Below are 22583 nucleotides of genomic sequence, written 5' to 3' on the forward strand. Positions count from 1 at the left end.
GGTTAGAGTCCGGCCAGGAAGCGGACCGCGATCGGGAGCGCCGCGGCGCGACCGGAGCCGCCGTGCCTGACGAACACGCAGAAGGCCAGGTCGCCGCGGTAGCCGATGAACCAGCCGTGCTCACCGCCGTCGGCCGCCTCGGCGGTGCCCGTCTTGCCCGACACGCCCTCGGGCAGTCCGGCGCCGGCGGCCGTACCGTGGTCGACGACCGCGGCCATCATGTCCCGCAGCGCCGTCACCACCCCGTCGTCCAGCGTGACCGGCTCGGGCAGCGGGCCGTCGATGCGCTCGACGTCCTTGGGCGGCAGCATCCTGACCGGCCGCCACGTCCCGTCCTCGACCGCGGCGGCGATGGCGGCCATGCAGATGGGGCTGGCCTGCACGCTGCCCTGCCCGATCGCGTCCTGGCCGAGCATGTCGACGTCATCGGTCGGCTGCATGGTGCCGCACGCCGCCGCGCCGGCGCCCGTCGGCATGCCCTTGTCGAAGCCCCACTCCTTGGCGGTGTCGATCAGGTCCTGCGCGCCGATCCTGGCGACGGTCTGCTCGACGAAGGAGGTGTTGCAGGAGTAGGCGTAGGCGTCGGTGAAGGACACCTGCCCGTGCGCGGCCTCGCCCGCGTTCTTGAACGTCCGGTGGAAGGGGATCGTGTAGGTGCCGGGGCAGTCCATGGTGGCCGCCGGGTCGAGCCCGGACTTCAGCAGCGCCGCCGCGGTGACGGTCTTGAACGTCGAGCCCGGCGGGAAGGCGTCGACCAGCGCGCTGTAGTTGTCCTTGAGCCGGTCGGCGACGGCCAGGAGCTCGCCCGTGCTGGGCCGCACGGCGACGACCGCGGCGTCGTCCACGCCGTCGAGCGCCCGCGCCGCGGCCGCCTGGACGGCCCGCGAGAGCGTGGTCTTCTTGGTGTCCGCGTCCGGCTGGACGGTCAGCAGCTGCTGCGCGGGCCTGCCGGGCAGGCTCGAGACCAGGGCCCAGCCGCGGTGCACCTTGCCGACGGAGGGCTGGATCTTGCGCAGGTAGGTGTCGGCGTAGCTGTTCTCGGGGATCTTGTCGCCTTCGGCGGTGACCAGCTCGGTCGAGGGCCCGTCGAAGCGCGCCAGGTCGAGCGTCCCGCCGTCCTTGAGCAGCGGGTGCAGCGTCTCGGGCGCCCACAGCACCTTCCAGGTCCTGTCGCGTACGGCCAGCCGCAGCGTGCTGCTGAAGGGCCACGCCCCGAACTCGCGTAATCGCCTGGTCCCCGTGAACGGGACCTCGGCCGTGTCCTCGCCGGTCTTCCTGAGCGCCCCCGGCTTCAGCTCGATGGACTCGACGTGGAGCTCCTCGGTCAGTGACAGGTGCCGGGTGACGAAGTCCGCGGGCGGCCGGTAGACGAGCCCTGACATGCCCTCGACGTCTCCGGCACGCCAGTCGCGGAAGTAGGCCTCGGCCGTCTGCTGCGCGCTGCCCTTGACCCGGCTCGCGACGGCGTTGGAGACCGTGATGGCGAAGGCTCCGGCCCCCACAACCGCAAGAACCGCGATAAGGAGCACAATCAGCCTTCTCCGTCGCATACGGTGTTCTCCCAGGAGGGATCAGCGTGGCACGTGGACAGCGGGAACCGATGCCCGGTCTGTACCCGGTGACGTTCGGTGAGATCGAACTGCTCCGGGACCTGGACAGGCAGGACGGCTGGGTGCTGTCCAAGGATGGCGTACCGCAGTCGTACGTGGACCTTCAAGACCCCACCTTCTTGGATTTCGACTACGTCCGCCTCATCGCGGACATCATCGACCTGCTGCCCGAGGGTCCGTTGAGCTGCGTGCACGTGGGCGGCGGGGCGTTCACGATCCCCCGCTACGTCTCGGCCACCCGCCAGGGCTCGCGGCACATCGTCATCGAGCCGGACGGCCTGCTGGTCAACCTGGTGCGCGAGCAGCTGGACCTGCGTTCCGTGCCGAAGCTGAAGGTCATCGTGCAGGGCGGCCTCGAGGGTACGGCCAAGGTCTGGGACGCCACGGCGGACCTGTTCGTGCTCGACGCCTTCAACGGCGCGACGATGCCGGTGGAGCTGGCCACGGTGGAGTACCTGGGTGACATCGCCAGGGTGCTGCGCCCCGACGGGGCCCTGCTGGTCAACATGGCCGACGGCAAGGGCCTGGCCTTCGCCAGGCGGCTGACGGCGACGGTCGCCGCCACGTTCCGGCACGTGGCGCTGCTGGCCGAGCCGGGCGTGATGCGGGGCCGCCGCTTCGGCAACCTGATCCTGGCCGCCTCCCGCACCGGGCTGCCCCTGGACGACATGATCCGCCGCGCCGCCGGCGGGCTCACCCAGGCGCGGTGCGTGTACGGCGAGCAGCTGACGAACTTCGTGGCGGGCGCGGCGCCCATCCACCAGGGCGACGCCGTGCTCGCCCCCGTCCCGCCGCCGCAGGTCTTCGGCTAGGGACTCAGGTAGGTCAGCACCGCCGCGACCCGGCGGTGGACGTCGCTCCCCGGCTCCAGGCCGAGCTTGGTGAAGATGGAGTTCACGTTCTTCTCCACCGACGAGACCGACAGGTGCAGCTCCCTGGCGATGCCGCCGTTGGAGCGGCCGCGGGCCATCTCCCGCAGCACGTCGCGCTCGCGCGGGGTCAGCCGCTCCTGCTCGCCGCGCACGTCGTGCCTGGCCATCAGGCCCTCGACGACCTTGGGGTCGATCACGGACCCGCCGGTGGCCACCGCCCTGATCGCGCCGAGCAGCTCATCCAGATCGCCCACCCGGTCCTTGAGCAGGTAGGCGATTCCCGCCGTGCCGTGCGCGAACAGTTCGAAGGCGAACAGCGCGTCGCCGAACTGCGACAGCACCACCACGCCCACTCCGGGATGCAGCTCGCGGATCCGGTGGGCCGCGTCGATCCCCTCGAACCCGGGCCGCCAGTCGCCGCCCGGCATCCGGATGTCGGTGATCACCACGTCGGGTCTGAGCCTGCGGACGGCGTCGAGCAGCTCGTCGGCGTCGCCCACCGCGCCCACGACCTCCACCTCGCCCGACAGCTCGAGCAGCCGCCTGGTCCCCTCGCGGACCAGGTAGTGGTCGTCGGCGACCACGGTGCGCAGCGGCTCAGCCATCGACAGCCACCCAGGCCTCCACGCGCGTCCCCTTCCCGTCGGCCGAGACGATCTCCAGCCCGCCGCCCAGCGCGTCGAGCCGGTCGGCGAGCGCCGCCAGCGGGCTCACCGCGGTGTCGAAGCCCTTGCCGTCGTCGGTCACCGACACCCTCAGCCTGCCTTCCGTCTGGGCCAGCCGTACCTCCATCTTGGTGGCGGCGGCGTGCTTGAGCGCGTTGGCGACGGCCTCGCTGACGGTGAAGTAGAGCGCGCCCTCGACCTCGTCGGGGAAGCGGCGGGCGCGCAGCCCGGCGCTCGAGGTCACCGTGGTGGGCACCGGCGACAGGGCGCAGCGCTCCTCCACGGCCTCGACCAGGCCGCCCTGGCTCAGGGCCGACGGGTGGATCCCCGCGGCCAGCTCGCGCAGATCCGCGAGCGTCTGGCGGGCCTGGTCGCGCAGGTGGGCGAGCCGGCCGGTGCCGCCGCCCGTGGCGCGGGCCAGCTCCAGCCCGGCGATCAGCGCCACGAGCTGCTGCTGGACGCCGTCGTGGATGTTGCGCTCGATGCGCCGCCGCTCGGCCTCCTGCGCGTTGACCAGCCGCGTGGCCAGCCCCGCGCTCTGGATGGCCAGCCCGGCGGGTACGGCCAGCGCCTCGAGCAGCCGCCCGTCCTCCTCGCCGAGCGGGCCGTAGCGGCCCGGGCCGCACTCGATCGTGCCCAGCCCGCCCGTCACCGGCACCGTCAGCTCGGCCTGCCCCTCCTCGTGCCCGGAGACCACGCGTGTGCCGTCGGTCAGCGCGACCGCGGCCCAGCTCAGGTTCAGCCCGGACCGTACGGCTGCCGCCAGCCTGCCCAGCTGCTCGACGGGCTCGGGTGCGTCCTCCAGCGCGGTGCCGAGCGTGGTGAGCATCTCCCCCACGGTCGGGCGTACCCCGACCACGATGTGCAGCCGGGAGCCGCGCCTGCCGACGCGGATGTCGAGCAGCCGGTACCGCACGATGGACACGCCGATCGCCGCGGGCAGCGCTCCGAGCACGCTCAGCACTCCGAGCAGCCCCAGCGCGAGCGCGCCGAACTGGAAAGCCAGCAGCATCACCCAGCCGGCCAGGCCGGCCACTGCCCCGGCCACCATCCAGCCGTACTGCCCGCGCTCGTCCGCCCGGCTGCGCCGCCACCGTCCGACCAGCCCGCCGAGCACGATCAGGGCCAGCACGAGCACGACGAGCTGGGCGTACGACGCTACCCAGTGCATATCGACGGAACCGGGGAAGGCCAGCGGGTTGCGTCCGCCGTGCGGCAGCTCGGGCACCAGCGCGAGGGCGACGTACTGCACCCCGATGGCGCCCGCCGCGAGCCAGGCCACGGGCCGCCACCGCGGCGAGGGCAGCCGCCCGTCGGGGAACATCAACGGCACGAACACCCAGGTCAGGCCGTAGAAGGCGGCGAAGAGCGCCGACAGCGGCGCCACCAGCCAGCCCAGCGACGGCGCCCGGACCGCCAGCCCGACCCCGAACGTGCCCAGCCCCAGCGCCAGCGCCGTGCCCAGCAGCAGCCACCCGTACGGCACGGCGGGGCGGCGCGTGGTCAGCAGCCAGCCGAGCGTGGGGAACAGGCAGCCGAGCACGATGAACATCCACTGCGGGACCGTGCCGGGCAGCCCTGACTCCATGAGTGCGCCAGCGGTCACACTGGCCGCGGCGAGCACGGCCAGTATTCTCGAAACCATAGACGCCCATCGTCGCGGCAGATCTTGAGAGCGTCTATGAGGTTAACCGCACACTTGCCGGCGGCTGGCCTGGTGGGCCCGGAAGGGGCGCAGGGGATTGCCTGGGATCATGCGAATTCTCCCCTTGACCCTGGCCACAGTGCTCGCGGCCTCCGTCGCCGCCACGCCCGCCGCCTTCGCTCTCAGCGAGCCCGTTCCCACCGTCACGACGCCCGCCTCCCAGGTGGGCGACCAGCTGCGCTGGCTGCTCGACGCCGTCAACCGGGCGCCGATCCCGGAAAGCGAGCTGGCCGCGCACTTCGCCGCCGACTTCCTCGCCGCCGTGCCTGCCGCCCAGATCAACCAGTCGATGGGCGCGTTCAAGGGGATGCGGCTCGACAAGATCGCCTCCGAGACGCCGACCGAGATCGGAGCGCTGGTCACCCTCAAGGACAAGCAGTACCGGCTGGACATCGGCGTCGACTCCACCGGGAAGATCAACTACCTGCTGTTCACGCGGCCCGCGCCCACCTCGTGGCAGGAGCTGGACGAGCGGCTGCGGAAGTCGGCGCCGCGCGTCGGCTTCCTGGCCGCCGAGGTGCTGCCCGGCGGGCGCTGCCGCCCCGTGCACGCGATCAACGCGGACAAGGCCAGACCGCTCGGGTCGATGTTCAAGCTGTACGTGCTCGGCGCGGTGGCCAAGGCGGTCAAGGCGGGCAGGTTCGACTGGGACACGCCGCTGACGATCAAGCCGTCGCTCAAGAGCCTGCCCAGCGGGGTGCTGCAGGACCGGCCGGACAACAGCACCGTGCCCGTCTCCGAGGCGGCCGACCTGATGATCTCCATCAGCGACAACACCGGGGCCGACCTGCTGCTGCACCAGGCGGGACGGCGGAACGTCGAGGCGGTGAACAGAGCCTGGTCCTCCCACGCCAACGCGCCGTTCCTGTCGACGCGGGAGATGTTCCTGCTCAAGGGCACCGGGCGTGACCAGGCCTACCTGTCGCGCGGCACCGCGCAGCGGCGGGCCTACCTGGCCGGCGAGGTGGCCAAGGTGCCGCTGTCGGAGTTCAAGATGTGGAACGGGCCCCGCGACATCGACACGATCGAGTGGTTCGGCTCTCCGCTCGACGTGTGCCGCGCGCACGCCCACCTGCGCGGGCTGGGGTCCGCGCAGGTGAACAGGGCCATGTCGCTGAACGACGGCACGATGAACGTGCCGGGCTGGTCCCAGGCCTGGTACAAGGGCGGTTCCGAGCCCGGCGTGCTGGACGTCAGCTACTCGGCCCGCTCGGCCTCGGGCAGGACGTTCGTGGTCACCGCGATGGCCTCCGACCCCGGCGCCTCGCTGCTGGAGGCGGACGTGGCCAACGAGCTGATGGCGCTGTCGCGCGGCGCGTTCGGGCTGCTCTCCTGAGCCAGGTCCAGGAACAGGGCGGCCGACCAGCCGAAGCCCGTGGTCGCCCTGGTGGCCTTCCCGCCCGTGGCCGGGTTCCAGTACTCGTAGAGGCCGCCGCCGTCGCGGACCATGGCCAGGGTGCGCTCCCGCAGTTCGGCGGCCTCGGCATGGAACCCGGAGCGGCGCAGGCCGTCGATCAGCAGGTAGTTGACGTTCAGCCAGACCGGACCACGCCACATGACGTCGGGCTCGAACCTGGGGTCGTCGAAGGCCACCGTGGGCACGGGGCGTTCGCCCCAGAAGCTCGCCGACAGCAGGTCGTCCACCAGGCGCCGGGCGACGTCGGCGGGCAGGCGGCCGGTGAACAGCGGCATCAGGTCGAGCGGCGTGCGGACGTCGGCCTGCGGCGTGACGAAGCGCGTGCCGTTCCAGCGCCGCGCCACCAGCAGGTCGACCACCGCCTGGGCCTTCTCCCGCCACATCGTCGCGTCCCCGGACTTGCCCAGGACCTCGGCGATGTCGGCCAGCCGGTCGTACTGCAGGGCCAGGTAGGAGTTCAGGTCCGGCGGCTCGGCGCGCGGCCCGTGGTCCCAGATCGGGCTGTCGTCCAGGCCGGAGGAGTACGGGTGGAGGTACTCGGCCAGCCCGTCGCCGTCCGGGTCGGAGCGGGCGAACCACCACTCCTGCGACCGCACGAGCCGCTCGTACACCTCGCCCAGGAAGCCCACGTCGGGATCGGCCTCGTGGATCTTCCAGACGGCCCAGGCGGTCAGCGGCGGCTTGGTGACGGGCACGGGCTCGCGGATCGGCTCCCCGCCGACGTGCTGGGCCAGCCGGGCCAGGTCGGAGCGCGGCAGGTCGGTCGTCTCCGCCAGCACCCCGTGGTCGTGCACCACGTCGGGGATCAACCCGTCAGGACGCTGGTTGTCCAGCAATATCCGGATCTGTTCGCGGGCCAGCTCCGGCTCCGCGTGCCTCAGCCCGATGGCGTGGAAGTAGGAGTCCCAGTTCCACAGCCCGACGTAGCCGTACTTCGACGGGATCAGCGACTCCCGCCCCCGGATGCGGACCAGGTTGACGGCCAGCGTCCACCAGGCCATCTCGGCCCGCTCCCGCAGCTCCTCCGGTACGGCCGGCATCCTCGAGAACCACTCGCCCCACCGCGCGGCGGCCTGCCCGGGCACGTCCCGTTCGAGCCGCCGCCCGTCGAAGGTGACGCAGCCGTCGACGGCCACCTCGCCCCCGTCCCAGCGGGCCACGGCCCCGGACCCGGACAGCGCCAGGGTCTCGGGGTCGGCGAAGGCCAAGGAGACGCCTCCCTCGAACTCGATCAGGTCCGGGGTGGCCCGCCGTACCGGCAGCTCGCGGGAGCCGTCGAAGAGGCGCAGGCCCCTGATGACGGTCGTGTCGGACAGGCGGGTCTCGTAGAGCGCGCGGGCCACCCGCAGGGAGCCGTCCTCGCCGGCTGTCACGAGCAGCCGGGAGCCACGGTCGGTGAAGGGGCGTTCGCGCAGGTCGAGAGTGAACATCAGCGTCCTCCGAGTCCGGAGGCGGCCATCGAGTTGATGATCCGCCGCTGCCCGATCAGGAAGGCGATCAGCGTGGGCACCACGGCGATCGACGAGGCGGCCAGGATGAGGCCGTAGTCCATCGCGCCGTGCTCCTTGGCGTAGGAGGCCACCAGCAGCGGCACCGTGAACAGCTCGGGCGTGTTGAGGAAGATCAGCGGGAAGAAGTAGGAGTTCCAGGCGGCGAGGAAGACGATGATGCCCATGGCGCCGAGGCCCGGCTTGATGTTGGGCAGCACCACGCGCCAGAAGATCGTCCAGCGGTTGGCGCCGTCGATCCTGGCCGCCTCCTCCAGCTCCACCGGCACGGCCCTGATGAACTGCCGCAGCAGGAAGACCGCGAATGGGTTGACGATCGACGGCACGATCAGCGACATGTGCGAGTCGACCCAGCCGATCTTGGCCAGCAGCAGGTACAACGGCACGATGGTCACCTGCGTCGGCACCATCTGCGTGGCCAGGAACAGCACGAACAGCGCGCCGGAGCCCCTGAACCTGATGCGGGCGAAGGCGTAGGCGGCCATCGCGGAGGTCAGCAGCGTGAGGCTGACGTTCAGCACCGCGATGTAGAAGCTGTTCCAGTAGGCGCCGAGGATGGCGCTCCCGCTGAGCACGTCACCGTAGTTCTGCGCCCGCCACGGGCTGGGCAGCCAGTCGGTCGGGCTGTTGAGCATCTGGTGCGTGCCCTTGAAGGAGGTCAGCAGCATCCAGACGAAGGGGAACAGCATCAGGAGCCCGCCGACGGTCAGCGAGACGTGCAGGGCGACCTGCCTGGTTCGCATGGCGGATCCCTAGGAGTCGTAGTGGACGAAGCGCTTCTGCGCCGCGAACTGGACGAGGGTGACGATCAGCGTGAGCAGCAGCAGGAGGATCGCGGCGGCGCTGCTCATGCCGAACTCGAACTTCTTGAAGCCCAGGTCGTAGACGCGATACACGATCGTCTGCGCGCCCTCGTTGTCCTTGGGGTCGACCAGCACGTAGATCAGGTCGAAGGCCTGCAGCGAGCTGATCACGGCGACGATCGTGGAGAAGAAGATCGTGGGCGACAGCAGCGGGAGCGTGACCCGCCGGAAGATCTGGAACGCGCTCGCGCCGTCGATCCTGGCCGCCTCGAAGAGCTGCGGCGGGATCGTCTGCAGCCCGGCCATGAAGATGACCACGTTGAGCCCGAGCGACGACCAGATCGTCACCACCGCGATGGACAGGATCACCCACTGGGGGTCGCCGAGCCAGTCGGGGCCGGTGATGCCGAGCAAGCGCTTGAGCGTGGTGTTGAGCACGCCGTTCTCGTCGTTGGCCAGGATGACCTGCCAGATCAGCGCGACCGCCACCGAACTGGTGATGACCGGCATGAAGTACAGGACCCGGTAGACGTTGCTGCCCTTGAGGTTGTTGAGCGCCACCGCGATGAGCACGGCCAGCGTCAGCCCGACGGGCACGGTGATCAGCGCAATCTTGACCGTGTTCCAGATGGCTCGCCCGAACAGCGGGTCGGTCAGCTGAGCCGCGAAGTTGTCGAAGCCGACCCACTTCGGCTCGTCGACCCCGCCCCACTGCATGAACGCCAGTACGAAAGCGAAGCCCAGCGGGACGAGCAGGAACACGACCAGGCCCAGGACCTGGGGCGCGAGAAAGAAGGCGGCCCACAGGCCGTCCCGGCTCCTGACCTTCGTCGCGGAGGCGTGTGCCGGGGCGGTCCGTGGGCGGGTGAGCGTGGCCACTAGCCGAGCTTGCCTTCGACGAGCTTCTGCAGCTCAGTCATGCCCTGGTCGACGGGCACCTTGCCCTGCCAGACCTTGAGCAGGTACTCGTTGATGCTGGCGGTCAGGCCCGGGACGGCGACCTCCTCGGGGTAGTTGGCGAAGCCGTTGTCACGCACATCGAGGAGGGTCTGCGCGTGCTCGGGGTAGCCGTCGAGCACGACCGACTCCGCGCCCTTGACGGACGGCACGGCGCCGCCACCCTTCAGCCGCACCATCTGGCCCTCCTTGCTGACGAACTCCGTCAGGAACTGGAAGGCCTCCTTCGGGTGCTGGGTGTCCTTGTTCATCGCCATGTAGGAGGCGGCCACGGCGCCCGACATCGGCTTACCGTCCGGCGACGGGAACGGCACGATGTCGTAGTCGGCCAGGTCGCCGCCCTTCTTGACAATGTCGATCACCCAGCGGCCACCGGCGTAGAAGCCGGCCTTGTGCTTGAGGAACTGGGTGTCACCGCCGTTGCTCGCAGGCAGCAGGTCGATCGAGACGAAGGTCTTGTCCTGGTAACCCTTGGCCAGGGTCTGCAGCGCCTCGCGCGCCTTCGGGTCGGTGGTGGCGGTGAACTTGCCGCCCTCCCACGCCTTGCCGCCGAAGCCGTGGATCATGCTGTAGGTGGAGCCGTACCAGTTCCAGAACAGCGATCCGGACTTGCCCGCCTTGACGAGCTTGGCGCCCATCTCCAGGTACTTGGCCATCGTCCACTGCCCGGCGGTGTACAGGTCGGCCGGGTTCTCGGTGATGCCCGCGTCCTTCAGCGCCTGCTTGTCGAACCAGAGCACCTCGGGGTTGGTGTCGTTCGGGACGCCGTAGATCTGGCCGTCCTTCTTGGCCCCGCCGTAGACGCCCTCGAAGAAGTCCTCGGGCTTGCTCTTGGAGTCGGGGCCGCTCAGCTTGTCGTTGAGCGAGGTGAGCACACCGGCGGAGACGAACTTGCCGATGTTGTCGTCGCCCACGAAGAAGACGTCGGGCGCCGTCTTGCTGGTCAGCTGGGTGAGCAGCTTGGGGTGGTAGTCCTCGTACTTGGCCACCGGCTCGAGCTTGAGCTTGATGTTGGGGTGTTCGCTCTCGAACTTCTTGACCAGCGGCTCGTAGAGCTTCATGTCGTCCGCCGAACCCCAGGCCGACCAGCGGATGGTCACCGGGCCGCCGGCGGCGTCCTTGCCGCCGGAACCGGGGACGCCCGGTGCGCCTCCGCCGCCGCTGCACGCGGTGACGGCGATTGCGAGGATGCCGAGAACGGCTGCCGCACGCTTCATGTGTTTCTCCTGGGGGGTTAAGCTAGCCCGCCGCCGTCGACGACGAGCGCGGATCCTGTGACATAGCTGGCGGCGTCACTCGCCAGGAAGAGCACGGCCTGAGCGATCTCGTCAGGCGTGCCGGAGCGGCCCATCGGCCGGTCGGCGGCGTCGGCCTCGAACGCCGCCCAGTCCTCGCCGAGCTGCTTGGCCTCGTCGCGCAGCATCGGCGTCATGGTGTCGCCGGGATTGACCGAGTTGACCCGGATCCCGGCCTTGGCATGGTCGATGGCCAGTGCCCTGGTCATGTTGACCACGGCGGCCTTGGAGGCGCAGTACGAGATCGCGTTGCCACCGCCCTTGAGCCCCCAGCCGGAGCCGGTGTTCACGATCGAACCACCCTCGGTCATGGCCGGGATGGCGTACTTGCACATGAGGAAGACGGATCGGACGTTGACCGCCATGACCCGGTCCCACTCCTCGACGTCCAGGTCGAGCGCGGTGGTGCGGCGGATGATCCCGGCGTTGTTGAACAGCACGTGCAGCCCGCCGTAGGTGCTCGTGGCGGTCTCGACGACCCTGCGGCAGTCGTCGGCGCTGGACACGTCCGCCTGTACGGCCAGCCCGCCGATCTCCTTGGCGACCGCCTCGGCGCCCGATCCGTCGATGTCGACCACGACGACCTTGGCGCCCTCCTGGGCGAACAACCGTGCGGTTGCCCGGCCGATGCCCGAGGCACCGCCGGTGACGACGGCGACCTTGCCGTCAAACGCACTCATCCGAAACTCTCCTCACTCGCCGCACTGATGCGGTAGATCGTGCTTTCGCGGTAGCCGGTGATCACCTGGACGTGCCCGCTCAGCTTTCTGTCCAGTTCGTCGTCCCCGCTGTCGGCCAGCAGCGGGCGCCCCTTGAGGGCGGCCAGCTTCTGCTGGGTCGCCAGGACCAGGAGCTCGCGGCCGTCCAGGACCTTCGGGGAGATCTGCTGGTTGCCCCTGCCGAGCACGAAGCCCTGGCCGCCGATCACGGACAGCACGACGACCGCTTCCCGCCCCCGCACCAGGTCGACCAGCTCCCCTTCGCTCACGTCGGCCGCCACCAGCCGCCCGGACTCGATCACGTCGACCCCGAGCAGGGTCGTGACCACGCCCAGCTCCCGCCCGACGGCCATCGTCGTGGCGCCCGGACCCAGAATGTAACGGACATTCGGCAACATCCGGGACACAACTTCCCTGGCGATGCCCTCGGCCGTGGCGGGGACCGCGCTCGACGAGCCCGCCTTGCGCCCCGACAGCCCGGTGCGCGCGTCCGGCACCCGGACGGTCCCGTACAGGCGCGGGCTGACCAGGCCGTGGCGGTAGCGCTCCTCGTCGAGGTCCACCACCTCGGCCTCGAGCGTGCTCTCCGGGTCGAAGCCGGCCGCCAGGAACCCGGCGGTGGCCGGGCTCAGCGCGAAGCAGCCGGAGTACACCTTGACCCCCGCCGGGATCCCCAGCACGGGTGGTGCCTGCCCGCCGAGGCCGCGAACCGCGTCGAGGACGTCCCGCGCGGTCCCGTCGCCGCCGGCGAACAGCACCAGGTCGGCCCCGGCCTCGGCGAAGGCCGTCACGGCCGCCCTGGTGTCGGCCGCCGTGGTGTGGCCGTCGGGCGGCGGCGGGAGCCGTACCAGCTCAGCCGCGCCCTGGACGCTGTCCTCGCCCATCGCGCCGGAGACCGTGACGAGCCGGGTGCCGGGGCGGCGCGAGAGCAGGGTGCGGACCGCCTGAGCGGCCCGCTCCCCCGCGTGCGGCACGGCGCCCCGCGACAGCGCCTCGCGCTGCACGTCGGCCCCGTCGCTGCCCTTGAGGCCCACGGAGCCGCCCAGCCCGGCGACCGGGTTGACGACCAGCCCCACGGTGAACACGGCTCAGTCCTTGCCTGTCAGGTGCTTGCGCACGTAGGCGCGCCAGGTCGGCGACCACTGCTTGGGGTCGTCGAGGGACGTCGGGTCGATCTTGTGGATCGTCTGGTTGTACGGCGCGCCCTTGACGAACTCCGGGTCCCTGCGGGCCTCGTCGGCCACGTGGGCCAGGATCGCGGCGTACTCGTCCAGGTCCTCCTTGGAGTAGGACTCCGTGGGCTCGAGCGTGAACGGCTCGGGCACCAGGTAGGGGTGATGCGAGGTCCAGTAATGCACGCCGAAGTCGGCGGCGCGGACGCCGATCTCCTCGGAGTGGACGCCCGTCTCCTCCGACAGCTCCTGCCAGGAGTAGCGGACCTGCTCGATGCGGCGCTTGTCCCAGGGGGCCGAGGCGCCAGGGATCTGCAGGACCTTGTGCATCAGGTAGTTGTTGTTGAGCGCGGCCGTCTCGGCCACCTCGCGCAGGCCCTCGGCGCCCATCGCCATGATCCAGGCGTAGGCGCGGACGATGTTCGGGGTGACGCCGAGGAACGGGCGGATCTTGCCGACCGACTTCTCCGGCACCTTCAGGAAGAACCGCCCGGCGTCCTCTTCGACCGTCGGCCCGGGGAGGAACGGCTCCAGCGCCGGGGACACGCCGCAGGCGCCGGCCGCCGGCCCGCCGCAGGCGTGCGGCGTGGAGAACGTCTTGTGCAGGTTGAAGTGGCACAGGTCGAACCCGGCGTCCCTGGCCCTGGTGATGCCCAGGATGCCGTTGGCGTTGGCCTGGTCGTAGCAGGCCAGCCCGCCCACGGAGTGCACCAGGTCGACGAACTCCCTGATGCGCGGGTTGAAGATCCCGGTGTCCTCCGGGTTCGTGATCATCAGGGCGGCGGTCCTGGGGCCGATCGCGGCCCGCAGCGCCTCGATGTCCGGGTAGCCGTCGGCGTCCGGCATCAGCGTGATCACCTCGTACCCGGCGGTCTTGGCGCAGGCCGCGTTCGACGGGTGCGAGAACATCGTCGTGATGACCTGGTCACGGTGCCCGTCGCCGTTGGCGGCGTGGTAGGCGCGGATCATCGCGATGTTGGTGTAGATGGCGGCCGAGCCGGAACCCGGCTGCAGCGACACCCGCGACATGCCGGAGATCTCGGCGAGCATCTGCTCCAGCCGCCAGTAGATCTCCAGCACGCCCTGCACGCTCTCCTCCGGCTGCAACGGGTGCAGCTCGGCGATCGCGTTGGCGAAGCGGTCGTTGACCTTGGGGCTGTACTTCATCGTGCAGGTGCCCTGGCCGACGTCGATGTTCAGGTCGACGCCCAGGTTCTCCTGCGACAGCCTGAGGTAGTGGCGCAGCACGTGCAGCTGCGACATCTCGGGCAGCTTGGGCGCCTCGACCCGCCGTACGGACTCCGGCAGTTCCACGCGGGGCGCGCCGGGCTCGGACACGGCGATGCCACGGCGGCCCGGCTGCGACAGCTCGAAGATGACCGGCTCGTCCCAGCGGGCCTGGTGGAAGCGGCGCAGCGGCGGCTTGGGCGCCACCGGCAGCTCGGCGAACGACTCGGTCCCGTGACCGCTCATGCCAGAACCTCCTTGACGGCTGCGGCGAGCCGGTCGATGTCCTCGATGGAGTGGCGCTCGGTCACGCAGACCAGCACCGTCGTGTCGTCCAGGCGGACCCCGCCGAAGATGTCCTTGGCCAGGAGCCCGTCGAGCAGCGCCTGGGCGTCGGGCACGCGGATGGCGAACTCGCGGAAGTGGATCGCGTCTCGGTGCAGGACCAGGTCGCCCAGGGCGTCCATGGCGTAGCGGGTGCGGGCCAGGACGGTCTCGCCCAGCTCCCGCATGCCGTTCGGGCCCATCAGCGCCAGGTAGACGCCGGCGGTGATGCCCCACAGGGCGGCAGCCGTACCGACCCATTCCTTGCCCTCTTCGCGCAGGGCGAAGGAGGTGCGGTCGTAGTAGACGTCGCCGAAGCCGTACTCGCCGGGAACCTTGGTCGGCGCGATGCCGAACAGCCGCGAGGGGAACTCGGCGACCAGCGGCTCGTGGTCCTGGGTGGCGATGAAGCCGGCGTGGCCGCCGCCGAAGCTCTGGTGCATGCCGAGCGACTGGATGTCGCCGCAGACGATGTCGGCGCCGTAGGCGGAGGGCGGGGCCAGCACGCCGAGCGAGATCGGGTCGGCGCTGACCACGAGCAGGGCGCCGTGGGCGTGGGCCAGCTCGGCCAGTTCCTTGCCGCGGGTCTCGACGACGCCGTAGACGTTCGGGGTCTCGAGGTAGATCGCGGCGTAGGTGCCGTCGATGGCGACCTCGCCGATCTCGCCGTCGGCGGCCACCGGGGCCAGCTCGATCGCGATGTCCGGCGACAGGAAGTCGCGCAGCTTGCTCAGCTTGTCCGCGCTGACGGCGCCGCTGATCAGGACCTTGTTCCGCTTGGTGTAGCGGGCGGCCATCCGCAGCGCGGTGCCCGAGGCCTGGAAGCCGTCGTAGGTGGGGACGTTGACCACGTCCATCTCGAGCAGCTCGCCCATCATGCTGACGTACTCGAACAGGGCCTGGAAGCGGCCGTGGTCCTCGTACGGCTCGCCGGCGTAGGCGGTGAGGAACTCGCTGCGGGAGTTCACCTCGTCGCACACGGCCGGGACGTGGTGGGGGTAGCAGCCGTGGCCGAGGAAGCTCAGCCCCTGCCGGTTGCGCCCGAACAGGCCGTCCATGTGGCGGATCAGGTCCTGCTCGGCGACGAAGGGGGCGGGCAGCTCGAGCTGGCGGCCGAGGCGCAGCTCGGCGGGGATGTCGGCGTAGAACTCCTCGACGCTCTCCGCGCCGATGGCGGCGAGCATCTCGGCCCTGACGCCCGGCTCGGCGTTAGGGATATACGGGTGTGTCACTGGACTCCTTCAGCACGATGGCGTCTCTGGGCGCGATCTCGATCTCGCCTTCGAGGTCTTGCTGGGTCAGCAGGTCCCGTCCCGGCGCGGGAAGGATGACCTTTTTGGGGGTGGTGGCATGGTTGAGCAGGAAGAGGTAGTTCTCCCTGCGGGTCGCCTCCACGCCATCGGGGAGGTCGAGGCCTTCGATCGAGAGGATGGCCGTGGGGTCGTCGAGCAGGCAGCTGACGTAGTACGCGTTGCCCTTGCGGGTGACCGCGGGGAGCCCGTCCAGCTCGCCGCCCTGATAGGTGGCCACGACCTCGGCGTCCTGGACGCGGATCCACTCGGCCCACGTCCGCGCCGTGCCGGCGGTGGTCTCCTGGGTCGCGCCGTCCGGCAGTGGCCAGAACTCGTCCACCGCGATGCCCAGGAGGTCCGCCAGCGGCCCGGGCGCCCCGCCGGGGTGCACGTGGTCGTTGGGGTCCACCACGCCGGAGAAGGGGCCGACGACGAGCTGTCCCGTCACCGTCCTGAGCGATTCGGCGGTGCACATGTAGAGGTTGGGCGCGATCACCACGCGGTAGCCCGACAGGTCCTCGTCGGGGCGGGCCAGGTCCACGTTGACGCCCCGGGCGTGCAGCGGCGCGTACCAGGACAGCAGCAGTTCCTTGAGCCTGAGCCGGTTGGACGGCATCGACTCGGGCGCCTCCAGGCCCCACCAGCTGTCCCAGTCGAGGATCAGCGCGACGTCGGCCTTGGTGGTCGTGCCCGCGATCTCGGCCAGGTCGCGCAGATCGCGGCCCAGGCGCAGGGTGTCCTGCCAGCCGCGGGTGGCGGTGCCGCCGTGCGGGAGCATCGCCGAGTGGAACTTCTCCGGCCCGTAGGCCGCCTGGCGCCACTGGAAGAACATCACGCCGTCGGAGCCGTGCGCCAGCGCCTGGAGGCTGTGCAGGCGCATCATGCCGGGCGGCTTGGGCACGTTGACCTCACGCCACGACACCGCCGACGGCGCCGACTCCAGCAGCAGCCACGGCTTGCGCTTCAGCGAGCGCATCAGGTCGTAGCTGAGCGCGACCGCCACGTGCGACTCGGGGTCGGCTGGGTCGGGGTAGGCGTCGTCGCTGACCAGGTCCTCCTCGGCGGCCCACTTCCAGTAGTCCAGGCCGTGCAGGATGCTCATGAAGTTCGTGGTGACCGGGATGTCCGGGGTGATCTCCCGCAGCACGGACTTCTCCGCGCCGAACAGCTCGAGGAGGGCGTCGCTGCAGAAGCGCCGCCAGTCGACCAGCTGCGACGGGTTCACCGGTCCCGGTGCTTTGCGGGGCGGCTCGACCTGGTCCAGGCTCGTGTAGTGCTGTCCCCAGCACGAGGTGCCCCACGCTTGGTTGAGCGCCTCGATGGAGCCATACCTCTTACCCAGCCACGTACGGAAATGTCGGGCGCTCTCCGGGCAGAAGCACTCGAGGGTGTGGTCGGCATACTCGTTCGAGATGTGCCACATGGCCAGCGCCGGGTGGTCCTTGTAGCGCTCGGCCACCGCTCTCGCCAGCCGTACGGCATGCTCCTTGAAGACCGGCGAGCTGGGACAGTAACCCTGGCGTGAGCCGAACTCCAGACGGGTCCCCGCGGCGTCCACCGGCATGACCTCGGGGTGCTCGCGCACCAGCCAGGGCGGCGGGGTGGCCGTCGCGGTGGCCAGGTCGGCCGCGATGCCGTGCTCGTGCAGCAGGTCGAGCACCCGGTCCAGCCAGCCCCAGTCGTAGACGCCGGGACGCGGCTCCAGGCGCGACCAGGAGAAGACCGCGACCGTGGCCATGTTCACGCCGGCCTCGGCCATGAGCCGCACATCCTCGGCCCAGACCTCCTCCGGCCACTGCTCGGGGTTGTAGTCACCGCCGAACAACAGGCCCGGTACTCGGGTCGCTCCCACCGTCACTCCTTCAGTACTATTTTGTATGCAGAATTCATAGTGCAGTATTTTGCATCACGTCAAGCGCTAACATACGGGCGGGGGCAGATGAAGCGGAGGAGCGTCATGCCGATCGAGCGGCGACCGCTGCGCGAGCAGATCAGGGAAGAGCTGCTGAGGAGGCTTGATCGGGGCGATTTCGCCGCCGGGACCGACATCAACGAGGCGGCGCTGGCCGGTGAGCTGGGCGTCAGCCGTACTCCCCTGCGCGAGGCCCTGATCACGCTCGCGGGCGAGGGAGTGCTGGAGAGCAGCCAGGGACGCGGGTTCCGGTTCGCGCCGGTGAGCAAGCAGGAGTTCAGGCAGCTCTGCGAGATCGTCGCCGCGCTCGAGGCGCTGGCGCTGGAGACCTCCGATCCCACCTACCTGCGCAAGATCGCGCCCAGGCTGCTCGAGCTGGCCCAGGAGTTCCCCGACGCGGTGGCCGAGCAGCAGGTCATCGAGCGGCACGACGACGAGTGGCACGACCTGCTGCTCAGCGGCTGCCAGAACGAGCGCCTGCTCGACCTGATCACCAGCGTCAAGGCCGGGATGCGCCGCTACGCGCACCTGCTGCACGGCGACGACGCACCACTGGAGCGGGAGGCGGCCGAGCACACCAAGGTCGCCGAGGAGCTCCTGTCAGGCGACCTGCCCGCCGCGACCCGGGCGCTGCGCGACAACTGGGTCAACGGCATGGAGCGGATGATGTCCCGCCTGGAATAGTTGAATTCTAAACTTGGTTGTGCCCAGCACGAAGGGAGCACAGCCAGTGGATGGCTCTCTTCACCAGAGCACATTCACCGCGAGGAGGCCGAACTCATGACCACGGCGCCCACCATCGACATCCGCCGCCGCGACGAGCGTTTCACCACCCGGCTGCCGTGGCTCGACTCCTCGCACTCGTTCTCCTTCGGTCATCACCACGACCCGGCCAACACCCACCACGGCGTGCTCCTGGTCAACAACGACGACGTCGTCTCCCCGGGCACGGGCTTCGAGACCCACCCGCACCGAGACATGGAGATCGTCACCTGGGTGCTGCAAGGCTCCCTCGTCCACCAGGACTCCACCGGCCACAACGGCGTCATCTACCCCGGACTCGCCCAGCGCATGAGCGCCGGCACAGGCATCCTCCACAGCGAGAAGAACGACTCCTGGCGCCTCCAGGGCGGCAACCAGCACATCGACCCGGTCCACTTCATCCAGATGTGGGTCGTCCCCGACGAGCCCAACATCACCCCCGGCTACGAACAGCTCGAGATCGGCGACGAACTCCTCCGCGGCGGCCTGGTCGTCGTCGCCTCCGGCATGGACCAGCACGCAGACAACGCCGCCATCCGCATCAAGAACAAGTACGCCGCCCTCCACGCCGCCCGCCTCAACCCCGGCGATTCCGTGGAGCTACCTGATGCCCCGTTCCTCCACCTGTTCGTGCCGCGCGGCGAAGTCGTCCTCGAAGGGGCTGGCGCCCTGAACGAAGGGGACGCAGTGCGATTCACCAGCACCGGCGGCAACAAAGTAACCGCCACCACGCCAGCCGAGATCCTCGTCTGGGAGATGCACGCCACCATCAAAGACTGATAACGCTCCCTCGCAGGGAGCTGCTCAGGAGATGGACCCCTGAGCAGCTCTCTGCGGCCCGAAGCCGGGGGTTATTGGTGCCCCACCGAACTCGGCACAAGCGGTATCAGCGAAGTCGGATTTCGCGTGGACCGTTGAAAGGCGCCAGCGATAGCACCATCTTCGGCGTCCGCAGCCTCTCGTCGTCCGCGAACAGCTTCCGCGCCGCGTCGAAGGAAACCTCGTCGCACGCTGTCAGCGAGACCTGGTCATACAGCTCGCAGGTCGAGGGCGTCATCTCGCCATCGCCGCCCGATCCTGTCCCCCAGGTGTCCCACAGCAGCGTCTCGACCTTGTTCAGCGCGGCGAGGTCAACCTGCACGTCGTGCGCCACGAACCACTCCCCGAACATCGGCCCTTCCTCGGGAGGATGGAGGCCGAAGGTCGTCGGGTCCGCCTCGCCCGCTCTGATGGCCCGCCATGCCTTGCCCGCCACCAGGAAGCGGTCCCGCGGCACATCCATCGGGTCGAAGTCGACGTTCCACGCGGCGACGACCACGGGGTCGGCGAGTTGCGGATCGGCGAGCAGCCAGCCCCGCTCGTCATCCCAGTACTCGGTCACGACGTGGTCGGCATGGAACCCGTCTGAGCCGAAGTAGTCGGCAAAACCGATCCGCAGGCGCGCGGGAACGCCCGCGTGGCGCAGGAACGAGCAGTACAGCAGCGCGAAGTCGCGGCACACGCCGACGAAACGGTCTCCGACCTCGCGCCGCTCGGCCAACGGCGCGGCGCTCCGCTCGATGATGATCCGCAGGATGTCGTCGATGTAGCGCGACTCGGCATCGTTGTACAGGCGATCCTGCGGGATGGCGTATTGGAACAGTTCGCCTTCCATGCGGTGGATCATCATGTCGCGCGCTGCGCGGGCAAGTCCCGCTGGATCGTGTGGAAGGTCGGCATAGAGCTGGGAGAGGCCATTGGGCGCGGAAAAGGCACTCTGATTGGCGTAGAAGGCGGCTTCGTCCGCTGCGAGACGCGTAGATGGCATGATTCAACCTCGGAAGACGTCGGCTAATTTCGATTACCGTCCGGCGCCCTCACCGTGTCAAAATTCGCCCATAATTGTCCAGACATCCGCCGTTTGCCATGAACACCCGCGAAGAACTCGTCCAGGCCTTCGAGGACTACCAGTCCGGCCGTCTCGGCACCATCCCCACCCAGCACGCATAACCCACACATTCAGCGCACCGGCGGCAAAGGGTGCCTGAAGCAGGGGGCGATAGCCACCTTCCTGGGCGCGGTCGGGCTCTAGCAGTATGGGTTGGCCTCGAGGTATCCGTTCTTGAACGACTTCGAGTGGCCTCTGTAGTGAGACCTTACGCACCGCTGGAGGTCGTCCGCGTCGGACTCACCCGCGGCCTCGCCCGCAGCCCTCTGTTGGAGCTTCGCGGACGGCTTCTTGGGCTGCGATGGCGTCGAACCCCCGCACTCGCTGTGCTTCCAGCCGTCTGCCCAGCCTATCTCGTAGCCGTATCCATAATCCGGGTCGCTCGAGTTCGCATGACTCGACGGATTGCGGGGTTGGCATCGTACGCCATCGGCATATCCATCAGACATTCCCTTTGCGCAGCCCGAGCCCTTGCCCATGCACGGATCGCGCTTCGCCAACGGTGCCGTGACCTCTGGATTCGCTCGGGACGAGGCTGCCATGGCCTCCGCGGCGAAGCTCGAAGGGATCGCGAGAGAGGCGACAAGTGCCGTCCCGAGGATGGCGAGTGAGCGATTACGAAGCATGACTTCCCCTCTCCGCTGGGCAGCGAGAGTCTCGCTTCGAAGAATGAGTATTCATGTGCGTAACTTCAGAATGCCTGTTCGCCTCCGGCAAATGGGCTACTGAATACACAAACAGCCTTCAGGGCTGGTCCAAAGAGATCGCCGCAAATTTTTCGTTCAGGAGCACCGATAAGGCCGTGGTGCCTGGATATCGCAGCGGCGTTGCGGCGAGTCACGGTCGTCGACTCGCCGGAAGCGCCGGATGCGGGCCGCGAGCGCACGACGGCGGGCGGCCGGGGGCGGCGGCCTGCCGTACGGCAGCGGAGAGGCAGGTCAGCGGGGGACGGCGGCGGCGGTTTGGCGCCAGATTTTACCTTCTTTGAGGACGAGGGTGCCGAAGGTGTTGAGTTGGTTGCCGCCGATGGTCATGTCGGCGTTGTAGAAGATGACGTCGTCGGTGATCTGGACGGATTTGACCTCGTCGACGACGGGCTTCAGCGCCAGGTACGACGCGAAGAACTCGCGGAGCTCCGCGGGGCCGTGGACGACCCGGTCGAGGCGGACGACCGTGGCGTCCTCGTGGTACTGGGCGAGGAGCCCCTCAAGGTCTCCGTCGGCGATGAGGGCGAGCTGGCGTTCGAACAGTTCTGCTGTCATCTGTCACCTTTGATGAGATCACGGCCCACCTGGGCCCCGCCGTACACAAGGATCAGGGGCAGCGCCGCCGCGAGCGGCAGCGCCGCGGTGGCGAGCGTCACGAGCGCGGCGCCCAGCCGGATGAAGGCCTGCGTACGGTCGCCCGAGCACAGACGCTGCACCCCGAGCAGCGCGAAGACGATCGCGGCGGGCACCCCGACCGCCCAGCCCGAGCTGGGGTGCGCGATCGCGTGCTCGATCCCGATGCCGAAGGCCACCAGCCCCATCGACAGCGGCAGGTGCGAGTAGACCCAGACCTGCCCGGCGAACTGGGTGCGGAGCACGACCTCCTCGTCGAGGTGGTCGAAGTACAGCCACCAGAACGCCATCGCGACGGCCACGCCGAGCAGCGCGATGAGCAGCGTGCCCGGGGTGACCGCGTGCCCCTTGAGCCCGCCGACGACGGCCGCGACGACCTCGCCCAGGACGATCACGACGAACAGGCCGAACCGTTCGGGCAGGTGCTCGCTCTGCGGCGGCAGCGCCTTCTGGTGGCGCCGGGACACGAACGGCGTGGCCAGGTCGATCACCATCGCGACGGCCCAGAACCAGTACCGCGTGGGCGGCTCGACCGCCAGCGAGGCCACCCAGATCAGCACGGCGACGGTGAACCCGATCGCGTAGCGGGTGGCCAGCGGCCTGGCGTCGGGGACGTGCCGGCCCACCCGCAGGTAGGCCACCAGCAGCAGGACCCGCACGGCCACGTACGACAGCGCGAACATCGCCGAGCGCTCGGCGATGTCGGACACGCTGGCCGCCATCGTGGCGACGGCCAGGATCTGCGGGATCACCAGCAACCGGTGGCTGACGTCGTCGGTGTCGAAGCGGTTGGCGTAGAAGACGTATCCCGCCCAGGCCCACCACACGGGCACGAACAGCCCCACGAAGGTCAGCAGCCGCGCCGGGGTGGTGCCAGCCTCGAGCACGTCGGCCAGCTCGGCCACGGCCACCACGAAGACCAGGTCGTACAGGAGTTCCAGCCAGGTGGCGCGGCGTTGCACGCCCTCGAACAGCCGCAATCTGGGCGGCTGCCATCGGCGCTCGCTCATCGCCACTCCTCCACCTTTGTGCGTAATTATGTAATTATGACGCCCTTCTTGTGCGAGTGATACCAA

At 69.5% G+C, this 22583-nt stretch carries 18 protein-coding genes and 1 pseudogene; 4 read left to right on the forward strand and 15 right to left on the reverse strand.

Features of this window, described 5'->3' with window-relative positions:
- Window positions 1-2: 2 nt before the first annotated feature.
- A complete protein-coding gene (locus tag KIK09_RS32210) occupies window positions 3-1529 on the reverse strand; it encodes a penicillin-binding transpeptidase domain-containing protein (RefSeq protein ID WP_214323175.1) in 1527 nt (508 codons plus the stop codon).
- A 71-nt stretch (window positions 1530-1600) separates the two neighbouring features.
- Here KIK09_RS32210 and KIK09_RS32215 point away from each other — a divergent pair, with 71 nt between their 5' ends.
- Complete coding sequence (locus tag KIK09_RS32215) at window positions 1601-2422, forward strand: spermidine synthase (RefSeq protein ID WP_214323176.1); 822 nt, start codon at window positions 1601-1603, stop codon at window positions 2420-2422.
- On the opposite strand, the gene KIK09_RS32220 is transcribed toward KIK09_RS32215, so the two are convergent.
- A complete protein-coding gene (locus tag KIK09_RS32220) occupies window positions 2419-3087 on the reverse strand; it encodes a response regulator transcription factor (protein ID WP_250574121.1) in 669 nt (222 codons plus the stop codon). The two genes, KIK09_RS32215 and KIK09_RS32220, sit on opposite strands and share 4 nt — an antisense overlap.
- Window positions 3080-4792, reverse strand: a complete 1713-nt coding sequence (locus tag KIK09_RS32225; protein WP_214323177.1) for a sensor histidine kinase — start codon at window positions 4790-4792, stop codon at window positions 3080-3082. Before KIK09_RS32225 ends, KIK09_RS32220 begins: the two co-directional genes overlap by 8 nt.
- 109 nt (window positions 4793-4901) lie before the next feature.
- On the opposite strand from KIK09_RS32225, the pseudogene KIK09_RS58150 reads away from it, so the two are divergent.
- Window positions 4902-5690: pseudogene (locus KIK09_RS58150) on the forward strand (serine hydrolase); the annotation flags it as partial.
- Window positions 5691-6049: 359 nt separating this feature from the next.
- Here the strand turns inward: KIK09_RS58150 and KIK09_RS58155 are convergent.
- The 9 genes from KIK09_RS58155 to KIK09_RS32270 are packed head-to-tail and all read right to left on the reverse strand — an operon-like array spanning window position 6050 to window position 17418.
- Window positions 6050-7699: an amylo-alpha-1,6-glucosidase gene (locus KIK09_RS58155; protein WP_250574122.1), complete on the reverse strand. Its 1650-nt coding sequence runs from the start codon at window positions 7697-7699 to the stop codon at window positions 6050-6052.
- Window positions 7699-8520 (reverse strand): carbohydrate ABC transporter permease, encoded by an 822-nt coding sequence (locus tag KIK09_RS32235; protein WP_214323179.1) that lies wholly within the window; start codon window positions 8518-8520, stop codon window positions 7699-7701. Before KIK09_RS32235 ends, KIK09_RS58155 begins: the two co-directional genes overlap by 1 nt.
- Before the next feature lie 9 nt (window positions 8521-8529).
- Entirely contained in the window at window positions 8530-9459 is a 930-nt protein-coding gene (locus KIK09_RS32240) for a carbohydrate ABC transporter permease (protein WP_214323180.1), read from the reverse strand.
- Complete coding sequence (locus KIK09_RS32245) at window positions 9459-10754, reverse strand: ABC transporter substrate-binding protein (RefSeq protein ID WP_214323181.1); 1296 nt, start codon at window positions 10752-10754, stop codon at window positions 9459-9461. Before KIK09_RS32245 ends, KIK09_RS32240 begins: the two co-directional genes overlap by 1 nt.
- A 17-nt stretch (window positions 10755-10771) precedes the next feature.
- The gene (locus tag KIK09_RS32250) at window positions 10772-11512 is read right to left on the reverse strand and encodes an SDR family NAD(P)-dependent oxidoreductase (RefSeq protein ID WP_214323182.1); all 741 of its coding nucleotides are present in this window, start codon (window positions 11510-11512) and stop codon (window positions 10772-10774) included.
- Window positions 11509-12636, reverse strand: a complete 1128-nt coding sequence (locus tag KIK09_RS32255; protein ID WP_214323183.1) for an ATP-NAD kinase family protein — start codon at window positions 12634-12636, stop codon at window positions 11509-11511. The genes KIK09_RS32250 and KIK09_RS32255 overlap by 4 nt, the downstream gene beginning before the upstream one ends.
- Window positions 12637-12639: 3 nt before the next feature.
- Window positions 12640-14196: an aminomethyl-transferring glycine dehydrogenase subunit GcvPB gene (gene gcvPB, locus KIK09_RS32260; protein WP_214323184.1), complete on the reverse strand. Its 1557-nt coding sequence runs from the start codon at window positions 14194-14196 to the stop codon at window positions 12640-12642.
- A complete protein-coding gene (gene gcvPA / locus KIK09_RS32265) occupies window positions 14193-15506 on the reverse strand; it encodes an aminomethyl-transferring glycine dehydrogenase subunit GcvPA (RefSeq protein WP_214323185.1) in 1314 nt (437 codons plus the stop codon). The genes gcvPB and gcvPA overlap by 4 nt, the downstream gene beginning before the upstream one ends.
- A complete protein-coding gene (locus KIK09_RS32270; protein ID WP_214323186.1) occupies window positions 15484-17418 on the reverse strand; it encodes a beta-galactosidase in 1935 nt (644 codons plus the stop codon). The genes gcvPA and KIK09_RS32270 overlap by 23 nt, the downstream gene beginning before the upstream one ends.
- A 105-nt stretch (window positions 17419-17523) precedes the next feature.
- Between KIK09_RS32270 and KIK09_RS32275 the strand changes: the two genes are divergently transcribed.
- The gene (locus tag KIK09_RS32275) at window positions 17524-18162 is read left to right on the forward strand and encodes a GntR family transcriptional regulator (RefSeq protein ID WP_214323187.1); all 639 of its coding nucleotides are present in this window, start codon (window positions 17524-17526) and stop codon (window positions 18160-18162) included.
- Between the two features lie 96 nt (window positions 18163-18258).
- Window positions 18259-19020, forward strand: a complete 762-nt coding sequence (locus KIK09_RS32280; protein ID WP_214323188.1) for a pirin family protein — start codon at window positions 18259-18261, stop codon at window positions 19018-19020.
- A gap of 106 nt (window positions 19021-19126) precedes the next feature.
- Here the strand turns inward: KIK09_RS32280 and KIK09_RS32285 are convergent, their stop codons facing one another.
- From KIK09_RS32285 to KIK09_RS32300, 3 genes are all read right to left on the reverse strand, one after another.
- Window positions 19127-20047 carry a transglutaminase-like domain-containing protein gene (locus KIK09_RS32285; RefSeq protein ID WP_214323189.1) on the reverse strand — a complete coding sequence of 307 codons (921 nt, stop codon included), beginning with the start codon at window positions 20045-20047 and terminating at the stop codon, window positions 19127-19129.
- A gap of 1058 nt (window positions 20048-21105) precedes the next feature.
- Complete coding sequence (locus KIK09_RS32295) at window positions 21106-21429, reverse strand: nuclear transport factor 2 family protein (protein ID WP_214323190.1); 324 nt, start codon at window positions 21427-21429, stop codon at window positions 21106-21108.
- Complete coding sequence (locus KIK09_RS32300; protein ID WP_214323191.1) at window positions 21426-22517, reverse strand: low temperature requirement protein A; 1092 nt, start codon at window positions 22515-22517, stop codon at window positions 21426-21428. The genes KIK09_RS32295 and KIK09_RS32300 overlap by 4 nt, the downstream gene beginning before the upstream one ends.
- Between the last annotated feature and the right edge of the window lie 66 nt (window positions 22518-22583).

This window comes from Nonomuraea sediminis, from assembly GCF_018531495.1.
Taxonomy (GTDB): Bacteria; Actinomycetota; Actinomycetes; order Streptosporangiales; family Streptosporangiaceae; genus Nonomuraea; species Nonomuraea sediminis.